The sequence below is a fragment of the Tenacibaculum aestuarii genome (assembly GCF_964510395.1).
In the GTDB taxonomy this organism is placed as follows: domain Bacteria; phylum Bacteroidota; class Bacteroidia; order Flavobacteriales; family Flavobacteriaceae; genus Polaribacter; species Polaribacter aestuarii.
The window spans coordinates 999564-1020924 of sequence record NZ_CAZEFY010000001.1; the positions used below are offsets into that span (position 1 = coordinate 999564).

The 21361-nt window shown below is 32.7% G+C and carries 21 protein-coding genes; 11 read left to right on the forward strand and 10 right to left on the reverse strand.

All coding sequences use genetic code 11. The features are described 5' to 3' along the window. The first annotated feature begins 35 nt into the window (after positions 1-35). On the forward strand, positions 36-701 hold the full coding sequence (locus ACKTSU_RS04865) for a uracil-DNA glycosylase (protein ID WP_408035227.1): 666 nt from the start codon (positions 36-38) through the stop codon (positions 699-701). Here the strand turns inward: ACKTSU_RS04865 and ACKTSU_RS04870 are convergent. The 6 genes from ACKTSU_RS04870 to ACKTSU_RS04895 form a co-directional block, all read right to left on the reverse strand. After that, complete coding sequence (locus ACKTSU_RS04870; protein WP_408035228.1) at positions 688-1704, reverse strand: glycosyltransferase family protein; 1017 nt, start codon at positions 1702-1704, stop codon at positions 688-690. The two genes, ACKTSU_RS04865 and ACKTSU_RS04870, sit on opposite strands and share 14 nt — an antisense overlap. 96 nt (positions 1705-1800) lie before the next feature. Beyond that, entirely contained in the window at positions 1801-2673 is an 873-nt protein-coding gene (locus tag ACKTSU_RS04875; protein ID WP_408035229.1) for a UDP-2,3-diacylglucosamine diphosphatase, read from the reverse strand. Positions 2674-2950: 277 nt separating this feature from the next. Continuing rightward, the gene (secA, locus tag ACKTSU_RS04880) at positions 2951-6301 is read right to left on the reverse strand and encodes a preprotein translocase subunit SecA (RefSeq protein ID WP_408035230.1); all 3351 of its coding nucleotides are present in this window, start codon (positions 6299-6301) and stop codon (positions 2951-2953) included. A 126-nt stretch (positions 6302-6427) separates the two neighbouring features. After that, positions 6428-6649, reverse strand: a complete 222-nt coding sequence (locus ACKTSU_RS04885) for a DUF2795 domain-containing protein (protein WP_274635479.1) — start codon at positions 6647-6649, stop codon at positions 6428-6430. A gap of 99 nt (positions 6650-6748) precedes the next feature. Continuing rightward, positions 6749-7321, reverse strand: coding sequence for a cob(I)yrinic acid a,c-diamide adenosyltransferase (locus ACKTSU_RS04890; protein WP_408035231.1), 573 nt, complete (start codon positions 7319-7321; stop codon positions 6749-6751). Positions 7322-7336: 15 nt separating this feature from the next. Continuing rightward, the gene (locus ACKTSU_RS04895) at positions 7337-7741 is read right to left on the reverse strand and encodes an acyl-CoA thioesterase (protein ID WP_408035233.1); all 405 of its coding nucleotides are present in this window, start codon (positions 7739-7741) and stop codon (positions 7337-7339) included. 172 nt (positions 7742-7913) lie between these two features. Between ACKTSU_RS04895 and dnaA the strand changes: the two genes are divergently transcribed. Genes dnaA through ACKTSU_RS04910 form a run of 3 tightly spaced genes read left to right on the forward strand, consistent with a single transcriptional unit; the run spans position 7914 to position 10540 of the window. After that, complete coding sequence (gene dnaA, locus ACKTSU_RS04900; protein ID WP_408035235.1) at positions 7914-9338, forward strand: chromosomal replication initiator protein DnaA; 1425 nt, start codon at positions 7914-7916, stop codon at positions 9336-9338. A gap of 40 nt (positions 9339-9378) precedes the next feature. Beyond that, on the forward strand, positions 9379-9846 hold the full coding sequence (locus ACKTSU_RS04905; protein WP_408035236.1) for a low molecular weight protein-tyrosine-phosphatase: 468 nt from the start codon (positions 9379-9381) through the stop codon (positions 9844-9846). Then, positions 9836-10540: an SAM-dependent methyltransferase gene (locus tag ACKTSU_RS04910; protein ID WP_408035238.1), complete on the forward strand. Its 705-nt coding sequence runs from the start codon at positions 9836-9838 to the stop codon at positions 10538-10540. The genes ACKTSU_RS04905 and ACKTSU_RS04910 overlap by 11 nt, the downstream gene beginning before the upstream one ends. Positions 10541-10594: 54 nt before the next feature. Here ACKTSU_RS04910 and ACKTSU_RS04915 read toward each other — a convergent pair whose 3' ends face one another. The 4 genes from ACKTSU_RS04915 to dapF form a co-directional block, all read right to left on the reverse strand. After that, on the reverse strand, positions 10595-11080 hold the full coding sequence (locus ACKTSU_RS04915) for a peptidoglycan-binding protein LysM (RefSeq protein WP_408035239.1): 486 nt from the start codon (positions 11078-11080) through the stop codon (positions 10595-10597). 300 nt (positions 11081-11380) lie between these two features. Continuing rightward, complete coding sequence (gene mltG, locus ACKTSU_RS04920) at positions 11381-12409, reverse strand: endolytic transglycosylase MltG (RefSeq protein ID WP_408035240.1); 1029 nt, start codon at positions 12407-12409, stop codon at positions 11381-11383. Continuing rightward, positions 12402-12926: a GNAT family N-acetyltransferase gene (locus tag ACKTSU_RS04925; protein WP_408035241.1), complete on the reverse strand. Its 525-nt coding sequence runs from the start codon at positions 12924-12926 to the stop codon at positions 12402-12404. Before ACKTSU_RS04925 ends, mltG begins: the two co-directional genes overlap by 8 nt. After that, positions 12926-13702, reverse strand: a complete 777-nt coding sequence (dapF, locus tag ACKTSU_RS04930; protein ID WP_408035242.1) for a diaminopimelate epimerase — start codon at positions 13700-13702, stop codon at positions 12926-12928. Before dapF ends, ACKTSU_RS04925 begins: the two co-directional genes overlap by 1 nt. A 137-nt stretch (positions 13703-13839) precedes the next feature. Between dapF and ACKTSU_RS04935 the strand changes: the two genes are divergently transcribed. The 7 genes from ACKTSU_RS04935 (at position 13840) to ACKTSU_RS04965 (ending at position 21356) form a co-directional block, all read left to right on the forward strand. Continuing rightward, a complete protein-coding gene (locus ACKTSU_RS04935) occupies positions 13840-15228 on the forward strand; it encodes a S1C family serine protease (protein WP_408035243.1) in 1389 nt (462 codons plus the stop codon). A gap of 135 nt (positions 15229-15363) precedes the next feature. Next, positions 15364-16806: a glyceraldehyde-3-phosphate dehydrogenase gene (locus tag ACKTSU_RS04940; RefSeq protein ID WP_408035244.1), complete on the forward strand. Its 1443-nt coding sequence runs from the start codon at positions 15364-15366 to the stop codon at positions 16804-16806. A gap of 100 nt (positions 16807-16906) precedes the next feature. Then, the gene (locus ACKTSU_RS04945) at positions 16907-17269 is read left to right on the forward strand and encodes a hypothetical protein (RefSeq protein WP_408035245.1); all 363 of its coding nucleotides are present in this window, start codon (positions 16907-16909) and stop codon (positions 17267-17269) included. A gap of 128 nt (positions 17270-17397) precedes the next feature. Next, entirely contained in the window at positions 17398-17961 is a 564-nt protein-coding gene (locus ACKTSU_RS04950) for a hypothetical protein (protein WP_408035246.1), read from the forward strand. A 4-nt stretch (positions 17962-17965) separates the two neighbouring features. Continuing rightward, positions 17966-19963, forward strand: coding sequence for an NAD-dependent DNA ligase LigA (gene ligA / locus ACKTSU_RS04955; RefSeq protein WP_408035247.1), 1998 nt, complete (start codon positions 17966-17968; stop codon positions 19961-19963). 21 nt (positions 19964-19984) lie between these two features. Then, entirely contained in the window at positions 19985-20641 is a 657-nt protein-coding gene (locus ACKTSU_RS04960; RefSeq protein WP_408035248.1) for a lysoplasmalogenase, read from the forward strand. 7 nt (positions 20642-20648) lie between these two features. Continuing rightward, complete coding sequence (locus ACKTSU_RS04965; RefSeq protein ID WP_408035249.1) at positions 20649-21356, forward strand: helix-turn-helix transcriptional regulator; 708 nt, start codon at positions 20649-20651, stop codon at positions 21354-21356. Positions 21357-21361: the final 5 nt, after the last annotated feature.

The window sequence follows — 21361 nt, forward strand, 5'->3', positions numbered from 1 at the left end:
CAGAAATTTTTTGAGAATCACAAAAATAACAAACAATGCAAGTAAAAATTAACGATAGCTGGAAAAATATTTTACAATCAGAATTTGAGAAACCGTATTTTGAAAACCTTACCAGTTTTGTTAAAAATGAATATTCAAAACACACCTGTTATCCAAAAGGGACAGATGTTTTTGCAGCGTTTGATTTTTGTGATCTAGATGATTTAAAAGTGGTGATTTTAGGTCAAGATCCTTACCATGGAGAAGGGCAAGCAAATGGATTGTGTTTTTCGGTTCATGATGGTATTACACATCCACCATCACTCATCAATATTTTTAAAGAAATTGAAACAGATGTAAATATTCCGTACCCCAAAAGTGGTGATTTGTCACGTTGGGCAAAACAAGGAGTATTGTTGTTAAATGCTACTTTAACGGTTAGAGCAGGAGAGGCAGGAAGTCACCAAAAACAAGGATGGGAGCAGTTTACTGATGCCGTGATTCAGAAAATTTCCGAAGAAAAAAATGATGTAGTGTTTTTGTTATGGGGTGGTTTTGCTAAGAAAAAAGTAAAATTAATTGATAATAAAAAGCATCACATTTTAACTTCTGGACATCCTTCACCATTAAGTGCTAATCGAGGTTACTGGTTTGGTAATAAGCATTTTTCTAAAACCAACAACTTTTTAAAAGATGTTGGTTTGGCTACTATTCAATGGTAATTTCAGGGAGTATTGTTTTGTTGTAATAGGGTAAGATGATGGCATCTAGCATATCTTCAGTAACATCAGGATAGTGAACTTCAACAATTTTGTTTGAGTTAATCCACTTTTCAATTTTTGGCAATTGTTTTTTACTTAATTTTTTTACAACCGTAACCCCCATTTCTTTTAAAGTGATAGCATTACACTGCTGTTCGTATTGGTTTTTCATAGGAATAACCAATAGTTTTTTACGCAGATATAAAGCTTCGGTAGGAGTAGCAAAACCTGCACCGCAAATAACTCCTTTAGAGGAAGCTATACTTCGAATAAAAGCATCATCGTTTATAGGAAGAATTGTAATGTTATGAAAAAACTGATGTTCTTTACTTTTCTTTGAAAACACCTGCCATTTAATATCTTTTATGTTGGAAAGTGTTTTTACTATTTTCTCATCACTATAAGAAGGAAGGTACACGGTATAATGCCCTTTGTTAGTAGTATTTCGATAACGAATTTCTTTACGAATAATAGGTAAGAAAGTGGAAGATGAGTGTGTTTTAAAGTGAAATCCGAATTTATTTTTAGCTGGAGCGTAATATTTGATTATTAATCGTTCTAATCTAAATTTTTGATAGGCTGAATTTTTTTCGTTTAACAATGCGTTTTGATTGCTTAAAGAAATAATAGGTACATTTCTAAATAAGCAAGCCCAGGCTGAAATAGGTTCAAAATCATTGATTACTAAATCGTATTCTTTTACAGGAAGTGTTTTAATTTCTTGATACACTTTTTTTAAGTTTAAACTTTTTAAAGTGCTAATCAGGTCAATTCCTCCCTTTTTACCAAAAACGAATCCTAAACCATGTAATTTATATTTTATATCAAAAGGAAGTCCTATTTCGTATTGTGATCCGCTTACAAGTATATCTACCTCACCACGTCTTTGTAAATGAGGAATAATTTCTAAAGCTCTACTTGCATGTCCGTTTCCTGTTCCTTGAAAAGCGTATAGTATTTTCATTTGCTTGTTTTTTAATTGTTTGTTTTTAGAAATTTAACAAGGTCAATAGATGGTGTTGACCTTTTCTTAACTAAATGCCCATTATGGGCTTCATAATTATTGAGTTTTAATATTAAACTCTTTAAGTAACTCTGTGAAAAGTTCGCTACTATTTTGACCTGAGCTTACAAACTCTAGATCTTTTACAGTATAATTCAAATGGATATTTTTAGCTATTTCGTCTTTTTCGTATTCGTACAAAGACCAATTGTTGTTTTTGTATTCTAAAGCAGTTAAGTTTTCTATCCAATCACCAGAATTCAGGTAAGTGGTAGTTCCTTTATCAGTTTCAATAATTCTTATTTCTGGTTGATGAATATGACCGCATACAACATAATCATAGCCTTCATCTATAGCGATATCTGCTGCAGTAGTTTCAAAATCATTAATGAATTTTATAGCGCTTTTTACGCTGTTTTTTATTTTTTTAGAGAAGGATAATCTTCCATATCCTATTTTATGACTAACCCAATTTACAATGGTGTTGATAAGGATTAAAAAGTCATAGCCCATTCCGCCTAGTTTGGCAAGCCATTTCGAATGTTGCATGGTAACATCAAAAACATCTCCGTGAAAAAACCATCCTTTTTTACCGTCGATATCTAACACAACTTTATTAACAATTTCAAAGCTTCCTAAACGGAATCCTCTAAATTTACGTAGCATTTCATCATGATTCCCAGTAATGTAGTATACCTTTGTTCCAGAGGTGATAAAATTCATCAATTGTTTGATGACTTTCATGTGTGGTGTAGGAAAGTAACGTTTGTTAAACTGCCAAATATCAATAATATCTCCGTTTAGAATTAGAATTTTCGGATTGATAGTTTTTAGGTAATTGTGAAGTTCTGTAGCTCTACAACCAAAGGTTCCTAAATGGACATCTGATATTACAGCAATATCTAATTTACGTTTTTTGTGTTTTTTCATTCTGAGTATACTTCGATGTTTCTCAAAGTTATCTCTCGAATGTTTTTAAAAGATGAAGTAATTATAAATTATTAGTAATAAAATCTTTATTAAAAAGTATTGAAAAGGTTACGTGAAAGTTTCGTGGGTTAGAAAATAGAAAATAGAGAAGAGACTATAAAAAAAACTCCAATTTGATTTTATCAAATTGGAGTTTTTAATTGTTATATGTTGTTTACTGGATAAGATGTTAGAAATTTTAAATCACTAATCTAATAATCCAACAATCTAAAAAAGATTATTTATTGTGTAATACCCAAGTTCCTTGTTCTAATAACGGAATGGCTTGCTTGAACTTAACATCTTTTTCTTCACCAGTCATTACATTTTTGATGGTCACTTTTTCGTTACGACCAATTTTAGGCTGTTCACGTACAACTGTTTCAACTATTTGTTGTTCTTGCGTTTGTTGATTACGTGCGCTGTTAATAGCTTGCTGAGTAGAGTTTTGAACTTCGTCTTTACGTAGGTCTAATTTTTCTCTTTGTTGCTCACGCGCTTCTGAAACTTGAGATGCTTCTTGGCTAGGTAATTGACCTTTAAATAAGAATGATAACACCTCTTTGTTGACCTTATCAATTGTTTCTTGGAACAATTCGAAAGCTTCAAACTTATAAACTAATAACGGATCTTTTTGTTCGTACGTAGCATTTTGGACGGTTTGTTTTAATTCGTCCATTTTACGTAAGTGATCCTTCCAGTTTTCATCAATAATTGCTAAAGTGATGTTTTTCTCAAAATCGTTTACTAATGATTTACCTTCAGTTTCGTAGGCTTCTTTTAAGTTAGTAACTACTTGTAACGTTTTAGTTCCGTCAGTAAAAGGAACTACGATACGCTCATAACGATCACCTTCGTTTTCAAAAACATTTTTGATAACAGGGAATGCGTTAGCAGCATTTCTTTCAGCATCATTTTTATAATGCTCGGTTACAATTTTATATAACTTGTCAATTAATTCTTGTTCTGGTGTTTTGTTGAATTCTTCTTCAGAGAAAGGAGAAGTCATTGCTGAGAAACGAATTAATTCAAATTCGAAGTTTTGGAAATCTTTTGCTTCTTTATTTTGTCTTACCACAGAATCACAAGTGTCATAAATCATGTTTGCGATATCAATCTGTAAACGTTTTCCATCTAAGGCATGACGACGACGTTTGTATACAAACTCACGTTGTGCGTTCATAATGTCATCATACTCTAATAAACGCTTACGGATTCCGAAGTTATTTTCCTCTACTTTTTTCTGAGCTCTTTCAATAGATTTTGAAATCATTGAATGCTGAATTACTTCACCTTCTTTTAATCCCATTCTATCCATCATCTTCGCAATTCTTTCCGAACCGAATAAACGCATTAAGTTATCGTCTAAAGCTACATAGAATTGAGAAGAACCTACATCTCCTTGACGTCCTGCACGACCACGTAACTGACGGTCTACACGACGAGAATCATGACGTTCTGTACCAATAATGGCTAAACCACCTGCTGTTTTAACTTCGTTAGATAATTTAATATCTGTACCACGACCAGCCATGTTTGTTGCAATAGTAACAACTCCTGGTTTACCTGCTTCAGCAACTACATCTGCTTCTTTCTTGTGTAATTTCGCATTTAAGATATTGTGAGGAATCTTACGAATTTGTAACATTCTTCCTAGTAATTCAGAAATTTCAACCGAAGTAGTACCCACTAATACAGGTCTTCCTTCTCCAACTAATTTTACGATATCTTCAATTACCGCGTTGTATTTTTCACGTGTAGTTTTGTAAACTAAATCTTGCTTATCGTCTCTTTGAATTGGTCTGTTCGTAGGAATTTCAACTACATCTAATTTGTAGATTTCCCAGAACTCACCTGCTTCTGTAATCGCTGTACCTGTCATACCAGATAATTTGCGATACATTCTAAAATAATTTTGTAAAGTAACAGTTGCAAAAGTTTGTGTCGCGTCTTCAATCTTCACATTTTCTTTAGCTTCGATCGCTTGGTGTAGCCCGTCAGAGTAACGACGACCGTCCATAATACGACCTGTTTGCTCATCTACAATCATTACTTTATTATCCATTACTACATATTCTACATCTTTTTCAAAAACCGTGTAGGCTTTTAAAAGTTGATTCATAGTATGGATACGTTCGCTTTTTACGCTAAATTCACGATATAACTCTTCTTTTTGATTAGCTTTTTCTTCAGGAGTGGCTTCACTCTTATCTATTTGACCAACTTTTACACTGATGTCTGGTAAAACGAAGAACGTTTCGTTTTTCGTAATTTCAGAAAGGTGAGCGATACCTTTATCAGTTAAGTCAATTTGGTTGTTTTTTTCTTCAATAGTAAACCATAATTCTGCATCAACTTCAGGCATTAGCTTGTTGTTGTCTTGCATGTAGAAGTTTTCTGTCTTTTGAAGGATTTGTTTAACTCCTTCTTGAGATAAAAACTTAATTAAGGCTTTGTTTTTAGGAAGACCTCTGTAAACTCTTAATAATAAGAATCCTCCTTCTTTAGAATCTCCTTCTTTGATTAAACGTTTAGCTTCTGCTAAAACACCTACTAAGTATTTGTTTTGAAGCGAAACTAAATCGGCTACTAAAGGTTTTAATTCATTAAACTCATGGTGGTCTCCTTGTGGTACTGGTCCAGAAATAATTAAAGGAGTACGAGCGTCATCAATTAAAACAGAATCCACCTCGTCAATTATAGCATAGTTAGGCGCACGTTGTACTAAATCTTTTTTAGAGTTAGCCATGTTATCACGTAAGTAGTCAAATCCGAACTCATTATTAGTTCCGTAAGTAATATCAGCGTTGTAGGCTGCTCTACGTGCTTCTGAGTTTGGCTGGTGGAAATCAATACAGTCAGTACTTAACCCGTGGAACTCAAAAATAGGAGCCATCCACGCGCGGTCACGTTTTGCCAAGTAGTCGTTTACCGTAACAACGTGAACTCCGTTACCTGTTAAAGCGTTTAAGTATACAGGAAGTGTAGAAACTAAGGTTTTACCTTCACCTGTCATCATTTCGGCAATTTTACCTTGGTGTAAAACTGATCCACCGATTAACTGTACATCGTAATGAATCATATCCCAAATAACTTCTTTACCAGCAGCATCCCATGAGTTAGCCCAAAAAGCTTTGTCATCTTCAAGGGTAATATGTTCTCTGGTAGCTGATAATTCTCTATCGAAAGGAGTGGCTGTTACTTCTAATTCGGTATTGTTAGCAAAACGTTTAGCAGTTTCTTTTACAGTAGCGAAAGCTTCAGGCATGATGTCTAATAAAACAGCTTCTGATGCTTCGTAAGCTTCGTCTTTTAATTTGTCAATTTCAGTATAAATTTCTTCTTGACGATCGATATCTGCACTTTTAGCTTCTTCTTCAAGTTCAGTTATTCTATCTGTAAAAGATTGAGTAGCTTCTTTAATTTTAGCTTTAAATTCGATGGTTTTAGCCCGTAATTCATCATTAGATAAATTGCTTAATGAATTTTCAAAAGATCGTACTTTTTCAACGATCGGTTGTAGTGATTTTAGGTCTTTTTCTTGTTTGTCTCCAACAAATAGTTTTATAATCGAATTTAAAACGCTCATTTGTAAAATATTGTTTTTTAGTTGGTTAAATTGTTTTAACTAACGTTTTTTTGTTTTTATTTTAAGTGCTTAAAAGTAAGCAAAAAAAAAGCCTCTGTAAAAGAGACTTTTTGTTATTTATTTTTTCTAGTATTCATCTTCGTTCCAAAGATAATCTTCTTCTGTAGGGTAATCTGGCCAGATTTCAACAATAGAATCGTACGCATCACCTTCATCTTCGATATCTTGTAAGTTTTCAACCACTTCTAGGGGTGCTCCAGTACGAATTGCGTAATCGATTAATTCGTCTTTAGTTGCAGGCCAAGGTGCATCTGCTAAATAAGATGCTAATTCAAGTGTCCAATACATTTCTTTATCGGTTTAATAAGATTTTCCGCAAAAATAATTTTTTTTTGTAAAAAGTCAAGTTTTTTTTAAAAAATGTGAATCAATAAAAAAAGAACTTTGTTAAAGCTTTTCAGGAATCCATTTAATTTCCTCAGCTTGTAAGTCTTGGGTCAACTTTCGTGCCAACACAAAAAGGTAGTCAGAAAGTCGGTTTAAATACTTCAAAATGGTGTCGCTAATCGTTTCTTCTTCGTTTAAAGCGACAGTTAATCGTTCCGAACGACGGCATACACAGCGGGCTATGTGACAAAATGACACGGTTTGATGTCCGCCTGGTAAAATAAAATGCGTCATTTGAGGTAAGTCGTTATTCATCAAATCAATTTCATCTTCTAAAAATTGAATAGAGCTCTCGTTAATTTTAGGAATATTTAAACGCTCTTTACCACTTTTTAAAACTTCTTTTTCTGGTGGAGTTGCTAACATAGCTCCAAGAGTAAATAAATCACTTTGAATTTTTGTTAGTTTTTTTTTCAAAGAGTCGTCTATTTCTTGGTCTCTGATTAAACCAATGTAAGAGTTCAACTCGTCAACAGTTCCGTAACTTTCTATTCGTAAATGGTATTTTGGTACTCGAGTGCCGCCAAATAAAGCAGTTGTTCCTTTATCGCCAGTTTTGGTATATATTTTCATTAATTTTTTGTTTAGTTATTTTGAAACAGCTAATTTATCTAAAATATAATCAGGACAACGCATAGGTTTTTTTGTTTCAATGTTAATAAATGCCAAAACGGTGTTACCTGTACAAATTAGTTCATTGTTTTGATTAGTGATTTCGTAGTCAAATTCAATCTTAACTGAAGGTGTTTTTTTTAGAATCGTGGTTACCGTCAATTCGTCGTCGTATAAAGCTGATTTTTTAAAATTACAAGATAAAGAAATTACCGGTAACATGGTACCTGTTTTTTCCATATATTTGTATGTAACGCCCAAAGAACGTAGCCATTCGGTGCGACCAATTTCAAAAAATTGCGCGTAGTTTCCATGGTAAACTACACCCATTTGATCAGTTTCAGCATACCGAACACGTATAGATGTGTTATGTTTTTGCAAAAGATTATTTTTTTAATTTGCACAAACAATACGCAAAAAAAAAATAAAAGTCAATAGCGATTTGATTTTTTTATACTAAAATTTATTCACACTTTTGTTCGCCCAGACGTTGGTGTTTGGTGTCCCCTAAATCTGAATAAAAATTAACAACTAAAATTGATTTTTACCTAATATGACTAAAACAGCCGATTCAGTTTGGATGGAATGCTTGTCTTTTATAAAAGACAACATTAAACCTCAAGCATACAAAACTTGGTTCGAGCCAATTAAGCCAATTAAATTAGCAGGGGAGGCTTTAACAGTACAAGTTCCAAGTAAATTTTTTTACGAATGGTTAGAGGAACACTACATCAAATTGTTAAGAGTCGCTTTAGTTCGTCAGTTAGGAAGTGATGCAAAATTAATCTACGATGTGCGTATGGAAAATACGTATAGTAGTAATAGTCCACAAACTGTAAAAATACCAAGTTCAAATCGTAATCCTTTAAAACCTCAAAAGGTAACAGTTCCGTTAGAGTCGAAACGTGAATTGAAGAATCCTTTTATTATTCCAGGTTTACAAAAAGTAAAGATTGAGTCTCAGTTAAATCCGAACTACAATTTTGTGAATTTTGTAGAAGGAGACTCAAACCGATTAGCACGTTCAGCAGGTATGGCAGTTGCGAATAAACCAGGAGGTACCTCATTTAATCCATTATTAATTTATGGTGGGGTTGGTTTAGGAAAAACGCATTTAGCACATGCTATTGGTGTTGAAATAAAAGATAAATATCCAGATAAGACCGTTTTATATATTTCTTCGGAAAAATTTACACAACAATTTATAGATTCGGTAAAGTCGAATACTAGAAATGATTTTATTCATTTCTATCAGATGATTGATGTGTTGATTATTGATGATGTTCAGTTTTTATCAGGAAAAGCAGGAACACAAGATGTGTTCTTCCATATATTTAATCATCTACATCAAAATGGAAAACAGGTAATTTTAACTTCAGATAAAGCGCCTGTTGATATGCAAGATATTGAGCAACGATTATTGTCTCGTTTTAAATGGGGATTGTCGGCTGAATTACAAGCACCAGATTATGAAACAAGAATTTCTATCTTACAAAACAAATTGTACAGAGATGGTGTTGAAATGCCAGAAGAAATTGTAGAGTATATTGCTAAAAATATCAAATCGAATGTTCGTGAGTTAGAAGGAGTGATTATTTCGATGATTGCACAAGCTTCTTTCAATAGAAAAGAATTTACAATTGAGTTGGCAAAACAAATTGTAGACAAGTTTGTAAAGAACACGAAAAAAGAGTTGTCGGTTGATTATATTCAAAAAGTGGTATCGAAGTATTTTGATATGGATGTAGCAACTTTACAATCGAAAACACGTAAACGTCATATTGTACAAGCACGTCAGTTAGCTATGTATTTTGCTAAGCGTATGACAAAATCGTCATTAGCAAGTATTGGAAGTCAAATAGGTAAAAGAGATCACGCTACTGTATTGCATGCTTGTAAAACTGTAGATAATTTAACGGAGACTGATAAGCAGTTTAAAAAGTACGTTGAAGATTTAACGAAGAAATTAACGCTTTAAGAAATAGCCTCACTAAGTGAGGTTTTTTTATTTTATAGAGATGAAAAAAATATTAATGGTTTGTTTGGGGAATATTTGTCGATCACCATTGGCAGAAGGAATTTTACAAGCAAAGTTATCTTCAGAGTTATATGAAGTAGATTCTGCAGGAACTGCTGGTTATCATGTAGGTGAATTACCAGATAAACGTTCTGTTCAAGTAGCAAAAAAATATGGGATCGATATTACAAATCAACGTTCAAGAAAGTTTGAAAAAGCTGATTTTGATAAGTTTGACATGATTTTTGCTATGGATAAAAGTAATTACGATGATGTTGTAGCGATATCTGAAAATAGTATGCAACGAGAAAAAGTAAAAATGATTTTGAACGAGTTGTATCCTAATGAAAATATGAGTGTTCCTGATCCGTATTATGGAGGAGATCAAGGTTTTGAAAATGTGTATAAAATGTTAGATGAAGTGTGTACAATTATCGCTTCAAAATTAGAGATAAATAATGAAAGGTAAATTATACTTGATTCCTACGACTTTAGGAGATACTGAACCTTTAGAGGTTATGCCTTTATCGGTTAAAAAAGTGGTAGAGCAATTAGATTATTTTATTGTTGAAAATGAGAAGTCGGCTCGAAGATTTATTAAAAGAATTACTCCTACCAAATCTCAACCTTCTTTACAGTTAATGTTGTTAGATAAGTATTCTGATGATTTAGAAACTAAGAATTATCTAGATATTTGCGAAACAGGAGTGTCTGTAGGTTTACTTTCAGAAGCAGGAGTGCCTGCGGTAGCTGATCCAGGAGCTAGTATTGTGAACTTAGCTCATCAAAAAGGTATTCAAGTGGTGCCATTGGTTGGTCCATCATCAATTTTGTTGGCAATTATGGCGTCGGGAATGAATGGGCAAAGTTTTGCGTTCAACGGATATTTGCCTATTGATAAAGCGGAAAGAAAAAAAGCAATCAAAGACTTAGAGAAGCTGTCAAAAGATAAAAATCAATCGCAACTATTTATAGAAACTCCTTATAGAAATGAGAAAATGTTAGACGATTTAAGAGCTACTTTATCTCCTGAAACAAGAGTTTGTGTTGCATGTGATATTACGCTTCCAACAGAGTATATTAAAACATTGACAATAAAAGAGTGGAAAAACGCTAAACCGGATTTACACAAGCGTCCCGCAATTTTTATCATTCATAAATAATAAAAAAGCATCGAAATTATCGATGCTTTTTTTGTTGTTTCTGTTTGTTGTTAGTTAGACAACGGGCTTTTTAGTTGCTTCGATATTAGAAACATCATAATCAGCAAACTTTTTCAAATACGATTCTATTGATGTTCCAAAAGCATCGTTAAATTGAATAGCTCCGTTTGATCGTAAAAACTTTTTTACATTTCCAGCACCACTTAAATGGGCTGCAGCTAAAATACCTGATTCAGTTATCTTTATTCCGTTAATGGTTTTGCCAATGCTTCTTTTAATATCCTTACGTAAAATCCATTTGTTTAGCTTACAGTAAGCTACAAATGTACGTTCTTGTAATTCAGGGGTTTTTAAGAAGTAATCGGTGTTGTAAATTCGGAATCTTTTTAAAGTTTCTTTACCAAATTGGTATTTCCCTAAGTAGCCAAGCTCATTAATAACTCTGTATCTCCCTTGAGATTCTTTAAAAGCTAAAGCTTCTTTAAATCCAACAAAATCATTTGATAAAAAAGGAACATTCACTTTTTCGATTTTGTTCACTGGAACTGGGGTAGTAACAGCTTTTTCGTGTTTAATTGTAACCTCTGTAAAACTAGTTAAGATTGTAAAGGTTACAATTACTAATACTAAATGCTTGATAATTAAATACTTTCTGTTTAGCTGTGCAAAGATACGGTAATTTTTTATAACAGATTATAAATCAGTAAATTACCGTTTATTAACTGTTAGAAATAAAGCTGTTTTCCGGTGTTATATTTGGTTTAAATATAAAAAAAATAGGGTTTTATTATCTTTTTGATAATCTTTTATTAAAATTAGTAAAAATAAATTTTTGTTAATTTATCTTCTTATTCCTTGTTGATTTATCCATTGTTGGTATTTCGCAGCATTTCTGTTGTGCTGTGCTAAAGAATTTGCAAATTCATGAAAACCAATCTTATCTACACTTGCACACATATAATAATAGTTGTGTTTTTTGTGGTTTAAAACAGCATCAATAGAGGAAATGTCAGGCATTGCAATTAAAGTAGGAGGAAGTCCTGTGTTCTTGTAGGTATTGTAAGGAGAGTCTATTACTAAATCTTTATTCAAAACTCTTTTTACTACAAAATCTTGTCCTTTAATTTCTCTAATAGCATAAATAACAGTAGGATCAGCTTGCAAAGGCCAGTTGTCTTTTAAGCGATTTAAATATAAACCGGCAACAATAGGACGCTCAATTTTTTGAGCTGTTTCTTTTTGAACAATAGAAGCTAATGTGATAACTTCTTCTTTTGAAAGATTTAGTTTTTTAGCTTTTTCTAATCTAGCAGAAGTCCAAAAACGATTGTATTCACGTAACATTTTATCACGGAAGTTTTCTGCGGAAGTATTCCAGTAAAACTCATAGCTATTTGGAATGTACATTCCTAAAGCTGATTTTTCTGTAAAATTGTTAGTTGATAAAAAGTTAGTATCAATCATTGCTTGTAATAAAGCAGTAGAATCAGCTTCAATTTGTTCGGAAATTCTTCCTGCTAATTTTTCTAAAGTATCTTGATTGTTGAAGGATAAAGTGATTGGAGTTTGATTTCCGCTACGTAAAAGGTTTACCACATCATTCATACTCATACCTTCTTTTAACAAGTATTTTCCGCCTTTAGGGTGAGTGAATTTTTTCTTTTCTGCAACCCAAACAAAATTTTCGGGATGTTTTACAAATTCAGTAAGTTGTTTTTGAACATCTATAAAAGAAGCGTTTGAACCAATAAAAACAGCACCATCTTTGGTAACTGCTTTTCCAAATATTTTTTGATAATAGTTAAAGCCAATAATTCCGCCAATTAAAAAAATAACAGCAATGCCTCCTAAAATAATTTTCTTATTCATTGATTAATTGAAATAGTAGTTCGTTTTTATATGTTCCTTTGTGGTATGTCCAATCTTTTTTGATACCAATCTGTGTAAAGTTGTGTTTTTGAAAAAGATGTAAACTGTTATGGTTATCATCTGTAATATTTGCATATAATTGATGTAATTGTAAATGCGTAAAACAATACTTTATTAATAATTCTAAAGCTTTTGAAGCAAGCCCTTTGTGTTGAGAATCAGGGTGGACTAAAATTCCAACTCCAGCTCTTTTGTGTTGAGGGTTAAAATCAAACAAATCAATCATTCCAACAGGCTCACCAGTAGATTTCTCTTCAATAACTAAACGTAATTGCTTTGCTTCATATATATCCAAATGTGAATTTTCTAAATATTGTTTCAATAAAAATTTAGAAAAAGGAGCTTGCGTATGGCTAACTTCCCAAAACAGTTCGTTGTTTTCCATCTGAAATAAAAACTCTAAATCTTCAGGTTCTAAAGCTCTTAAGTTGATATATGTCCCTGTTAACGTTTGCACTAAATGTTTATTTTACCTTCAAATACAAATGTAGCAGGTCCTGTTAAAAATACATTAGTATAAGTGCTGTTTTTTTCTTCAAAAGAAACTTCTAATTCTCCTCCTTCAACAGGTAGAGTAATTGACGCATTATCAGTTTTTTTAGTAGCATGCATAGCAATAGCTACAGCGGTAACACCTGTTCCGCAAGCTAAAGTTTCGTCTTCAACACCACGCTCGTAGGTACGAACTCGGAAAGTATTAGAGTTAACTTGCTCTACAAAATTTACATTACTTCCTTCGGTACCGTAAATTTCATTTCTGATTTTTCTTCCGTTTGAAAAAACATCATATTCAGAGAGGTCATTTACTAGTTGTACATGATGAGGAGAACCTGTGTTGGTAAAAACATAATTGTCAAATATTTTTACATTATTAACATCTATCATTTGAAGAGATACAATGTTATTAGCAATAGATGCATGATGAAGTCCATCAATAGCAATGAAAGTTGTGTTGGTTTCAAAAAGTCCTAGTTTATGGGCAAAAGCAACAATACATCGTCCGCCATTACCACACATAGTACTTTCGTTACCGTCAGAGTTATAGTATACCATTTTAAAATCGGTATCAATATCTTCTTCGAGTAAGATTAAACCATCAGCACCAATTCCAAAATTTCTATTACACAATTTTGCAATAATGTCAGTTTTATTTTTTGGAAAGGTTTTTGAACGGTTATCAACCATAATAAAATCGTTCCCTGTTCCTTGATATTTGTAAAATTCTAAATCCATAATAGTAAACAAAGATACATATTTTATCAAGGAGAGCAGACTGTTAAATAGCGGTTAAAGTCCGTTAAATAGAAGTTAAACACATTTACTTAAAATGTTAAAATTGATATATTTGAAATATAAAATTTTGTAAGCATATGAAGAAAATATTTGGAACTTTAGGAATTGCAATCTTAGGAGGAGCAATAGCACTTGCAGGATATAAAACATTGATAGAAGAACCGCAAGTAGTTGTAGAGAAAGTAGTAGAACCAACAATGCAAACTGTTGAAGCAAGTTATACACCAACAGTTATAAACTCATCGTCAACCCCGACTGATTTTACCGAGGCAGCTGATAAAACGGTACACGCAGTAGTACATGTTAAGAATACATCGATACGAACACAGCAAAATCCGTTAGCAGAATTGTTTTACGGTAGAGGAAGTGGAACCAGAAAGTATGAACAAGTTGGTACAGGTAGTGGTGTTATCATTTCTCCTGATGGATATATTGTAACCAATAATCACGTAATTGAAGGAGCAAACGATATAGAAATTACGTTGAACAATCAAAAAAAGTTAAAAGCTACGTTAATTGGAGCAGACAAAGCAAATGATATAGCTTTGTTGAAAGTAGAAGCTGATATTGAATTGCCAAATTTACCTTTCGGAAATTCAGATAACATGAAGGTTGGAGAATGGGTATTGGCAGTAGGAAATCCGTATAATTTAACATCTACAGTTACAGCAGGTATTGTAAGTGCAACAGGACGAGATTTAAACGGGAATACGAATATTGATTCGTTTATTCAAACAGATGCAGCGGTAAATCCAGGAAATAGTGGTGGAGCTTTGGTGAATACACGTGGTGAATTAATCGGAATAAACACGGCAATTTCATCAAGAACTGGTTCGTTTATTGGATATTCGTTTGCGGTACCATCAAACATTGCTAAAAAAATAGTAGATGATTTGTTAGAGTTTGGAATGGTGCAGCAAGCTGTTTTAGGAATTGGTGTTGATACAGAAGCAAACGATATTGAAGGAGTTAAAATCAAAGATATATACGATGAAGGAGGTGCTAAAAAAGCTGGATTAAAAGAAGGAGATATTATAACGAAAGTAAACAATGTGAAAATCACCAAGTTTTCAGACTTAAAAGGTCAGTTAACAGCAAAAAGACCAGGAGAATACGTAAATGTAATAATCGATAGGGATGGAGAAGAACTAACTAAGGTTGTTAAGTTAACTAAGCTTATAAAACTACCTGTAAGTAAAGTTTTACAAACCGAGTTTGAAGATATTACAAAGGATGATAAAAAGAAGTTTAAGATAGAGAGTGGAGCTAAGATAAAAAGAACTGAGAATATAGCATTTAAGCAGTTTGATGTAGGAGAAGGGTATATTTTGACTAAAATTAACGGAAAGAAGGTTGCTGATGCAAAAGAAGCAGCAACTATGTTAGATAAAACTTATGGTAGTGGTAATAGACTTTTGCTAGAAATGATTAGTCCTTCCGGTCAAATAGAAAGATTTAGATATTAATAGAATAATATTTTTATAAAGAAAGCCCTGTTAAAATCACTTTAACAGGGCTTTTTCTTTAAAAAAACCAATCAAAAATCAAGAAGAAATACCTATTTTTGCACAAATTTTTTAATTTTTAGTTAACACACAACTATGTCAACAATAACAAATTACGAAAAAGAAGTAGTAAATCAAGCGCAAGTTCGAAGAGCTACTGTTGAGTTTATTAACATCGTAAACGATTTATGGTACGATAAATCTATCGAGTTAGTATTATTTAGAAATCCATTAGTAGATAAAAGAGCTAGTGAGGTTTTAAACTTAATCAACTATGCTAAAGAGTTTGTAGCTAAACCAATAACTATTGAAGATGCTTTAGAAATTGCGAAAGCTATTCAATCAATTGATTTACCACCATCAAAATTAGATATCGGTAAATTAGCTTATGAATTTCACTTACAAGACGATGCTTCAGTAGACAAAATTGCTTTTGTAAAAGAGCAATTAAAAGATGCTACTGAGGCAGAAAATATCAAGCCAAAAGATGTAGTATTATACGGTTTTGGTCGTATTGGTCGTTTATTAGCTCGCGAGTTAAGTAGCAAAATGGGTAAAGGTTCTCAATTACGTTTAAGAGCTGTAGTTACTCGTGGTAAAATAGACCAAACAGTTTTAGAAAAAAGAGCTTCATTATTAAGCGTAGATTCAGTTCACGGAGATTTCTTAGGTACTGTTCAAGTAGATGCTGATAACAATGCGTTAATCATTAATGGAACTACCGTATACATGATCTCTGCAAATCAACCAGAAGATATCGATTATACTGAATACGGAATTAATGATGCGTTAATTATAGATAATACAGGTGCTTTTAGAGATGAAGAAGCGTTAAGCCGTCACTTAAAAGCTAAGGGAGCTAGTAAAGTATTATTAACTGCTCCAGGTGGTGGTGTGCCAAACATCGTTCACGGTGTAAATCACGAAGAGAACAACCCAGATAATATCGATATTTTCTCTGCGGCTTCTTGTACTACGAATGCTATTACTCCAGTATTAAAAGTATTAGAAGATAACTTCGGAATTAAAAAAGGACACTTAGAAACTATCCACGCATATACTAACGACCAAAACTTGGTTGATAACATGCATAGTAAATACCGTAGAGGTAGAGCAGCTGCTTTAAACATGGTAATTACTGAAACAGGAGCAGGAAAAGCAGTAGCAAAAGCGTTACCAGCATTAGCAGGTAAATTAACGTCAAGTGCTATTCGTGTACCAGTACCAAACGGATCGTTAGCAATCTTAAACTTACAATTAAACTCTCCAGCTACAGTAGAATCTGTAAACGCTATTATGAAGAAATATGCGTTAGAAGGAGATTTAGTAGAGCAAATTCAATACTCATTAAGTAATGAATTAGTTTCTTCTGATATTGTAGGAACAACAGCTCCATCTATTTTTGATAGTAAGGCTACTATTGCAGATGGTGATACAATCGTAATTTACGTATGGTATGATAATGAGTATGGATACTCTCATCAAGTAATGCGTTTAGCGAAGCACATTGCTAAAGTACGTCGTTATACTTACTATTAATAGAAGGTAAATAAATAGATAAAAAAAAGTCGAAGTTTAAAAGCTTCGACTTTTTTTATTATATTTGAAATAAGAGTAACCCCTTAAAATGTCCCCTAAAATGAAAAAGATAGTTGTACTGCTATTTTTAATGCTTGGTGCTGCTTCACTAAGTTATTCTCAAGAATTAAAAACATTAATTTCTGGTAAATGGTTTGTTGATTCAATGAAAGTTGGCAATGAAATTTGTGAATTTTCTGAAGGATCAAGCTGGTTAGAATTTTCTTCTGAAGGAAAATATGAAATCATGATGAATGCTCAAAAAGAAAAAGGAACTTGGAAGCTACTTAAAGAGAAAAATGAATTAGAGTTTGATGATAAGAGCTTTGATAAAAATTTAAAAATTGAAAAAATAACTGAAACAGAATTGTTAGTTTCAGCAAAAGATGAAGATATTATCTATACTATGTCGTTAAAAAGGTAAGCAATAATAGTTTGTTTTTTTAACAGCCGAGGTAAGGGATTACCTCGGTTTTTTTATTTTTAATTGATAGGGTTTACTTCTAGTACTCATAAATCTTTTCCTTAAATTAGCATTTAAAAATAAATTTAATGAGACTAATATTTACTCCTATATTATTATTGTTTGCGGCAATAACAACAAATTCACAAAACAAATTACCTTATTACGAAATACCTCAAGAAGCAGAGGAGTTTACAGCAGGAACTGTTGTGAGTAGAATGATAGACGGATTAGGTTTTCGCTATTATTGGGCTACAGATGGTTTAACTGAAGAAGATTTAGAATACAAGCCAAGTACTGAAGCAAAAACGGCAGGAGAAACAATAGATCATGTGTTAAGCTTGTCAATAGTAATTAAAAACGCTGCGTTAAAGGTTCCGCATAAAGAAGTAAAATCAGAAATGACATTTGCTGAAAAGAGAAAAGCAACCTTAGAAAATTTAAAGTTAGCGAGTGATATTTTTAGAAAAAGCACAGATGTATCGCAACACAAAATAATTTTTGGAGAAAAAGAACATCCGTTATGGAATGCTATTAACGGGCCTATTGCTGATGCTACATGGCATGCAGGTCAATTAGCTTCGTTTAGACGTGCATCAGGAAATCCAATCAACTCAAAAATCAATCATTTTACAGGTACCGTTAGACAATAATTTAATGACAGTTCAAGAAAAGATACAACAGTTAAGAGAAGAGCTACATCAACATAATCATAGTTATTATGTGTTGGATAAACCAACTATTTCAGATTATGAGTTTGATATTAAGTTAAAAGAGCTTCAGCAGTTAGAAGACGAGAATCCAGAATTTTTTGACCCAAACTCACCAACACAACGAGTAGGAGGAGAAGTAACTAAGAGCTTCGAAACTGTTACTCATAAACATAGAATGTACTCGTTGGATAACTCGTATTCTAAGGAAGATTTGTTGGATTGGGAAAAACGTGTTCAAAAAATCTTAGGAACTGATGAGGTTGAATATACATGTGAGTTAAAATATGATGGAGCCTCTATTAATCTTACTTATGAGAACGGTGAGTTTGTACAAGCAGTGACACGAGGAGATGGTTTTCAAGGAGATAATGTCACAACCAATATCCGTACAATAAAATCTATACCGTTATTACCGAATAGTGATTTTGTAACTGATTTTGAAATGAGAGGAGAAATCATTTTACCATTAGATGGATTTAATAAAATGAATGAAGAACGTATTGCTAACGACGAAGAACCGTATAGAAATCCTCGTAATACTGCTAGTGGAAGTTTAAAACTGCAAGATAGTGCAGAAGTAGCGAAGCGCCCGTTAGATTGTTTGTTGTATCAGTTGGTAACCAGAGAGCGTAAGTATGCTTCACATTTTGAAAGTTTAGAAGCAGCTAGAAAAGTTGGATTTAAAATTCCAGACACAATTGTCTTAGCAAAGTCGATAGAAGAAGTGTTAGACTTTGTAAATGAATGGGATGTAAAACGTCATACATTGCCTTATGAAACTGATGGAGTTGTAGTAAAAGTAAATTCGTTTCAGCAACAAGACGAATTAGGGTATACGTCAAAAGCACCTCGTTGGGCAATTGCATACAAGTTTAAGGCGGAACAAGTTTCAACAGTGTTGAATGAAATCACGTATCAAGTAGGGCGTACAGGAGCAATAACTCCAGTTGCAAATTTAGAACCTGTGCAGTTAGCAGGAACTATTGTAAAAAGAGCTTCACTACATAACGCTGATCAAATTGAAAAATTAGATGTACGAGTAGGAGATACTGTTTTTGTTGAAAAAGGAGGAGAAATTATTCCGAAGATTGTAGGTGTTGATTTAACAAAGCGTCCAGCAGATTCTGTACCTACTCAATACGCAACGCATTGTCCTGAATGTCATACCGAGTTGGTAAGAACTGAAGGTGACGCAAAGCATTATTGTCCGAATGAATTTGGTTGCGCGCCGCAAATTACAGGAAGAATCAAGCATTTTATTAGTAGAAAAGCCATGGATATTGATGGTTTAGGTGGTGAAACGGTTGATTTATTGCGTAAAGAAGGATTGATAAAAAATTACGCGGATTTATATGATTTAACAGTGGAGCAGGTTATTCCATTAGAGCGAATGGCTGAAAAATCAGCGCAAAATATGATTGACGGAATTGAGAAATCGAAAGAAATTCCGTTTGAAAAAGTGTTGTTTGCACTAGGAATCCGTTTTGTAGGTGAAACTGTGGCTAAAAAGCTAGCAAAACATTTTAAGTCAATCGATAATTTAATGAATGCTGATTTTGAAACACTTATTGCAGTTGACGAAATAGGTGATAGAATTGCACAAAGTATTATTGATTTTTCAAATGATTTAGGAAATATAGAATTGATAAATCGATTAAAATCTTACGGAGTTCAATTAGAAGTTTCAGCAGAAAGTTTAGAAGGTCAAACCGATAAATTAGCAGGGAAAGTATTTGTGGTTTCAGGAGTGTTTCATCAAATGAGTAGGAATGAACTCAAAAAAGCGATTGAAGACAATGGAGGAAAAGTGTCGAGCTCAATTTCTAAAAAAACTACCTATATTGTAGCAGGTGATAATATGGGACCAAGTAAACTTACAAAAGCTGAAAGTTTAGGGGTTCCAATTATATCCGAACAAGATTTTATTGATATGATTGGTTAATTTTTAATTAAAAAGGAAAACATGACTAAACAAACTAAAATAACTTTAGCTTCTATAGTGTTTTTATTAGTTGCTATTGTTGATGTGTATGCGGTAATTACACAAAACAAAGCTATCGAAATGATTTTTAAACCGTTGCTAATGACAACACTTGCGGTAGTGTATTTAGTATCGGTAAAAAAGCCGAGTTTTTGGTTGTTATCAGCTTTGTTTTTCTCTTTTTGGGGAGATGTGTTTCTATTAGATAAAGAGAAATTGTTTGTGTTTGGTTTAGGGGCTTTTTTAGTTGCTCATCTTGTTTATATTAAAATAACCACTGATTTGTTATTTAAAGATTTAACAGCAAAAATGATAACTTCAGCAATTCCATTTGTATTGTTGTTTGTAGGGTTACTAGGTTTAATTTATGATAATTTAGGAGATATGCTATTACCAGTAATCGTATACGGAATTACAATTTCAACTTTTGGTACTGCGGCATTATTACATTATCGTCAGCAAAAAACAACTTCGAGTTCTTGGTTATTATTGGGAGCTATTTTGTTTATAGCATCTGATAGTTTAATTGCGTTAAACAACTTTTATACGCCAAAACACTTATTTAATATTGCTATTATAGTATTGTATATCGTTTCTCAATACCTAATTGTTAGGGCAATAATAGCTAAAGAAAAGTAACGCTCTAATGGAAAAACCGAGGTTAACAAGGTTAACTCAAATCGTAACTTTACTACAATCAAAAAGATTGCTAACGGCTAGAGAATTAGCCGATAAGTTTCAGGTAAGTTTGCGAACAATTTATAGAGATATTAGAACGTTAGAAAGTTCAGGTATTCCGGTAGTTACTGAAGAAGGAAAAGGATATTTTTTACAAGAAGGATATCAATTACCTCCAATTATGTTTTCAGAAGAAGAAGCTAATGCGCTGATAACGGCAGAGCAATTAATTCTGAAAAATAAAGATGCTTCACTAGTAAAAAAGTATAGCGAAGCTATTACTAAAATCAAAGCAGTTTTAAGGTATTCACAAAAAGGGAAAGCTGATTTATTATCTCAAAGAATTGCTTTTAGAGCAAATATAGAAAAAGAACAATCGAGTAATTATCTTATTCAAATTCAGTCAGCAATTACAAGTTTTCATTTACTAGAATTAGCTTATTTATCTCTTGAAAATAATTTTACTGAAAGAATTATAGAACCTTTTGCTTTATACAGTACGAACGAAAATTGGTTGTTAATCGCCTATTGCCGATTGAGACATGAATTCCGAGTGTTTAGGTTAGATTGTATTCAGAGCATGAATTTTTTAAACGATACTTTTCCCCCTCATAAAATGACTTTGGAAGAATACTTTAAAATTTGTCAAGAAAAATATGGCATACCCCTGACATAGGGTTG

Excerpts from the sequence above, each read along its gene's own strand:
- ACKTSU_RS04950 (WP_408035246.1), top strand. The coding sequence starts at position 17,398 with ATGAGACTAATATTTACTCCTATATTATTATTGTTTGCGGCAATAACA.
- ligA (WP_408035247.1), top strand. The coding sequence starts at position 17,966 with ATGACAGTTCAAGAAAAGATACAACAGTTAAGAGAAGAGCTACATCAA.
- dnaA (WP_408035235.1), top strand. The coding sequence starts at position 7,914 with ATGACTAAAACAGCCGATTCAGTTTGGATGGAATGCTTGTCTTTTATA.
- dapF (WP_408035242.1), bottom strand. The coding sequence starts at position 13,702 with ATGGATTTAGAATTTTACAAATATCAAGGAACAGGGAACGATTTTATT.
- ACKTSU_RS04875 (WP_408035229.1), bottom strand. The coding sequence starts at position 2,673 with ATGAAAAAACACAAAAAACGTAAATTAGATATTGCTGTAATATCAGAT.
- ACKTSU_RS04870 (WP_408035228.1), bottom strand. The coding sequence starts at position 1,704 with ATGAAAATACTATACGCTTTTCAAGGAACAGGAAACGGACATGCAAGT.
- ACKTSU_RS04935 (WP_408035243.1), top strand. The coding sequence starts at position 13,840 with ATGAAGAAAATATTTGGAACTTTAGGAATTGCAATCTTAGGAGGAGCA.
- ACKTSU_RS04945 (WP_408035245.1), top strand. The coding sequence starts at position 16,907 with ATGAAAAAGATAGTTGTACTGCTATTTTTAATGCTTGGTGCTGCTTCA.
- ACKTSU_RS04865 (WP_408035227.1), top strand. The coding sequence starts at position 36 with ATGCAAGTAAAAATTAACGATAGCTGGAAAAATATTTTACAATCAGAA.
- mltG (WP_408035240.1), bottom strand. The coding sequence starts at position 12,409 with ATGAATAAGAAAATTATTTTAGGAGGCATTGCTGTTATTTTTTTAATT.
- ACKTSU_RS04905 (WP_408035236.1), top strand. The coding sequence starts at position 9,379 with ATGAAAAAAATATTAATGGTTTGTTTGGGGAATATTTGTCGATCACCA.
- secA (WP_408035230.1), bottom strand. The coding sequence starts at position 6,301 with ATGAGCGTTTTAAATTCGATTATAAAACTATTTGTTGGAGACAAACAA.
- ACKTSU_RS04890 (WP_408035231.1), bottom strand. The coding sequence starts at position 7,321 with ATGAAAATATATACCAAAACTGGCGATAAAGGAACAACTGCTTTATTT.
- ACKTSU_RS04885 (WP_274635479.1), bottom strand. The coding sequence starts at position 6,649 with ATGTATTGGACACTTGAATTAGCATCTTATTTAGCAGATGCACCTTGG.
- ACKTSU_RS04960 (WP_408035248.1), top strand. The coding sequence starts at position 19,985 with ATGACTAAACAAACTAAAATAACTTTAGCTTCTATAGTGTTTTTATTA.
- ACKTSU_RS04965 (WP_408035249.1), top strand. The coding sequence starts at position 20,649 with ATGGAAAAACCGAGGTTAACAAGGTTAACTCAAATCGTAACTTTACTA.
- ACKTSU_RS04940 (WP_408035244.1), top strand. The coding sequence starts at position 15,364 with ATGTCAACAATAACAAATTACGAAAAAGAAGTAGTAAATCAAGCGCAA.
- ACKTSU_RS04910 (WP_408035238.1), top strand. The coding sequence starts at position 9,836 with ATGAAAGGTAAATTATACTTGATTCCTACGACTTTAGGAGATACTGAA.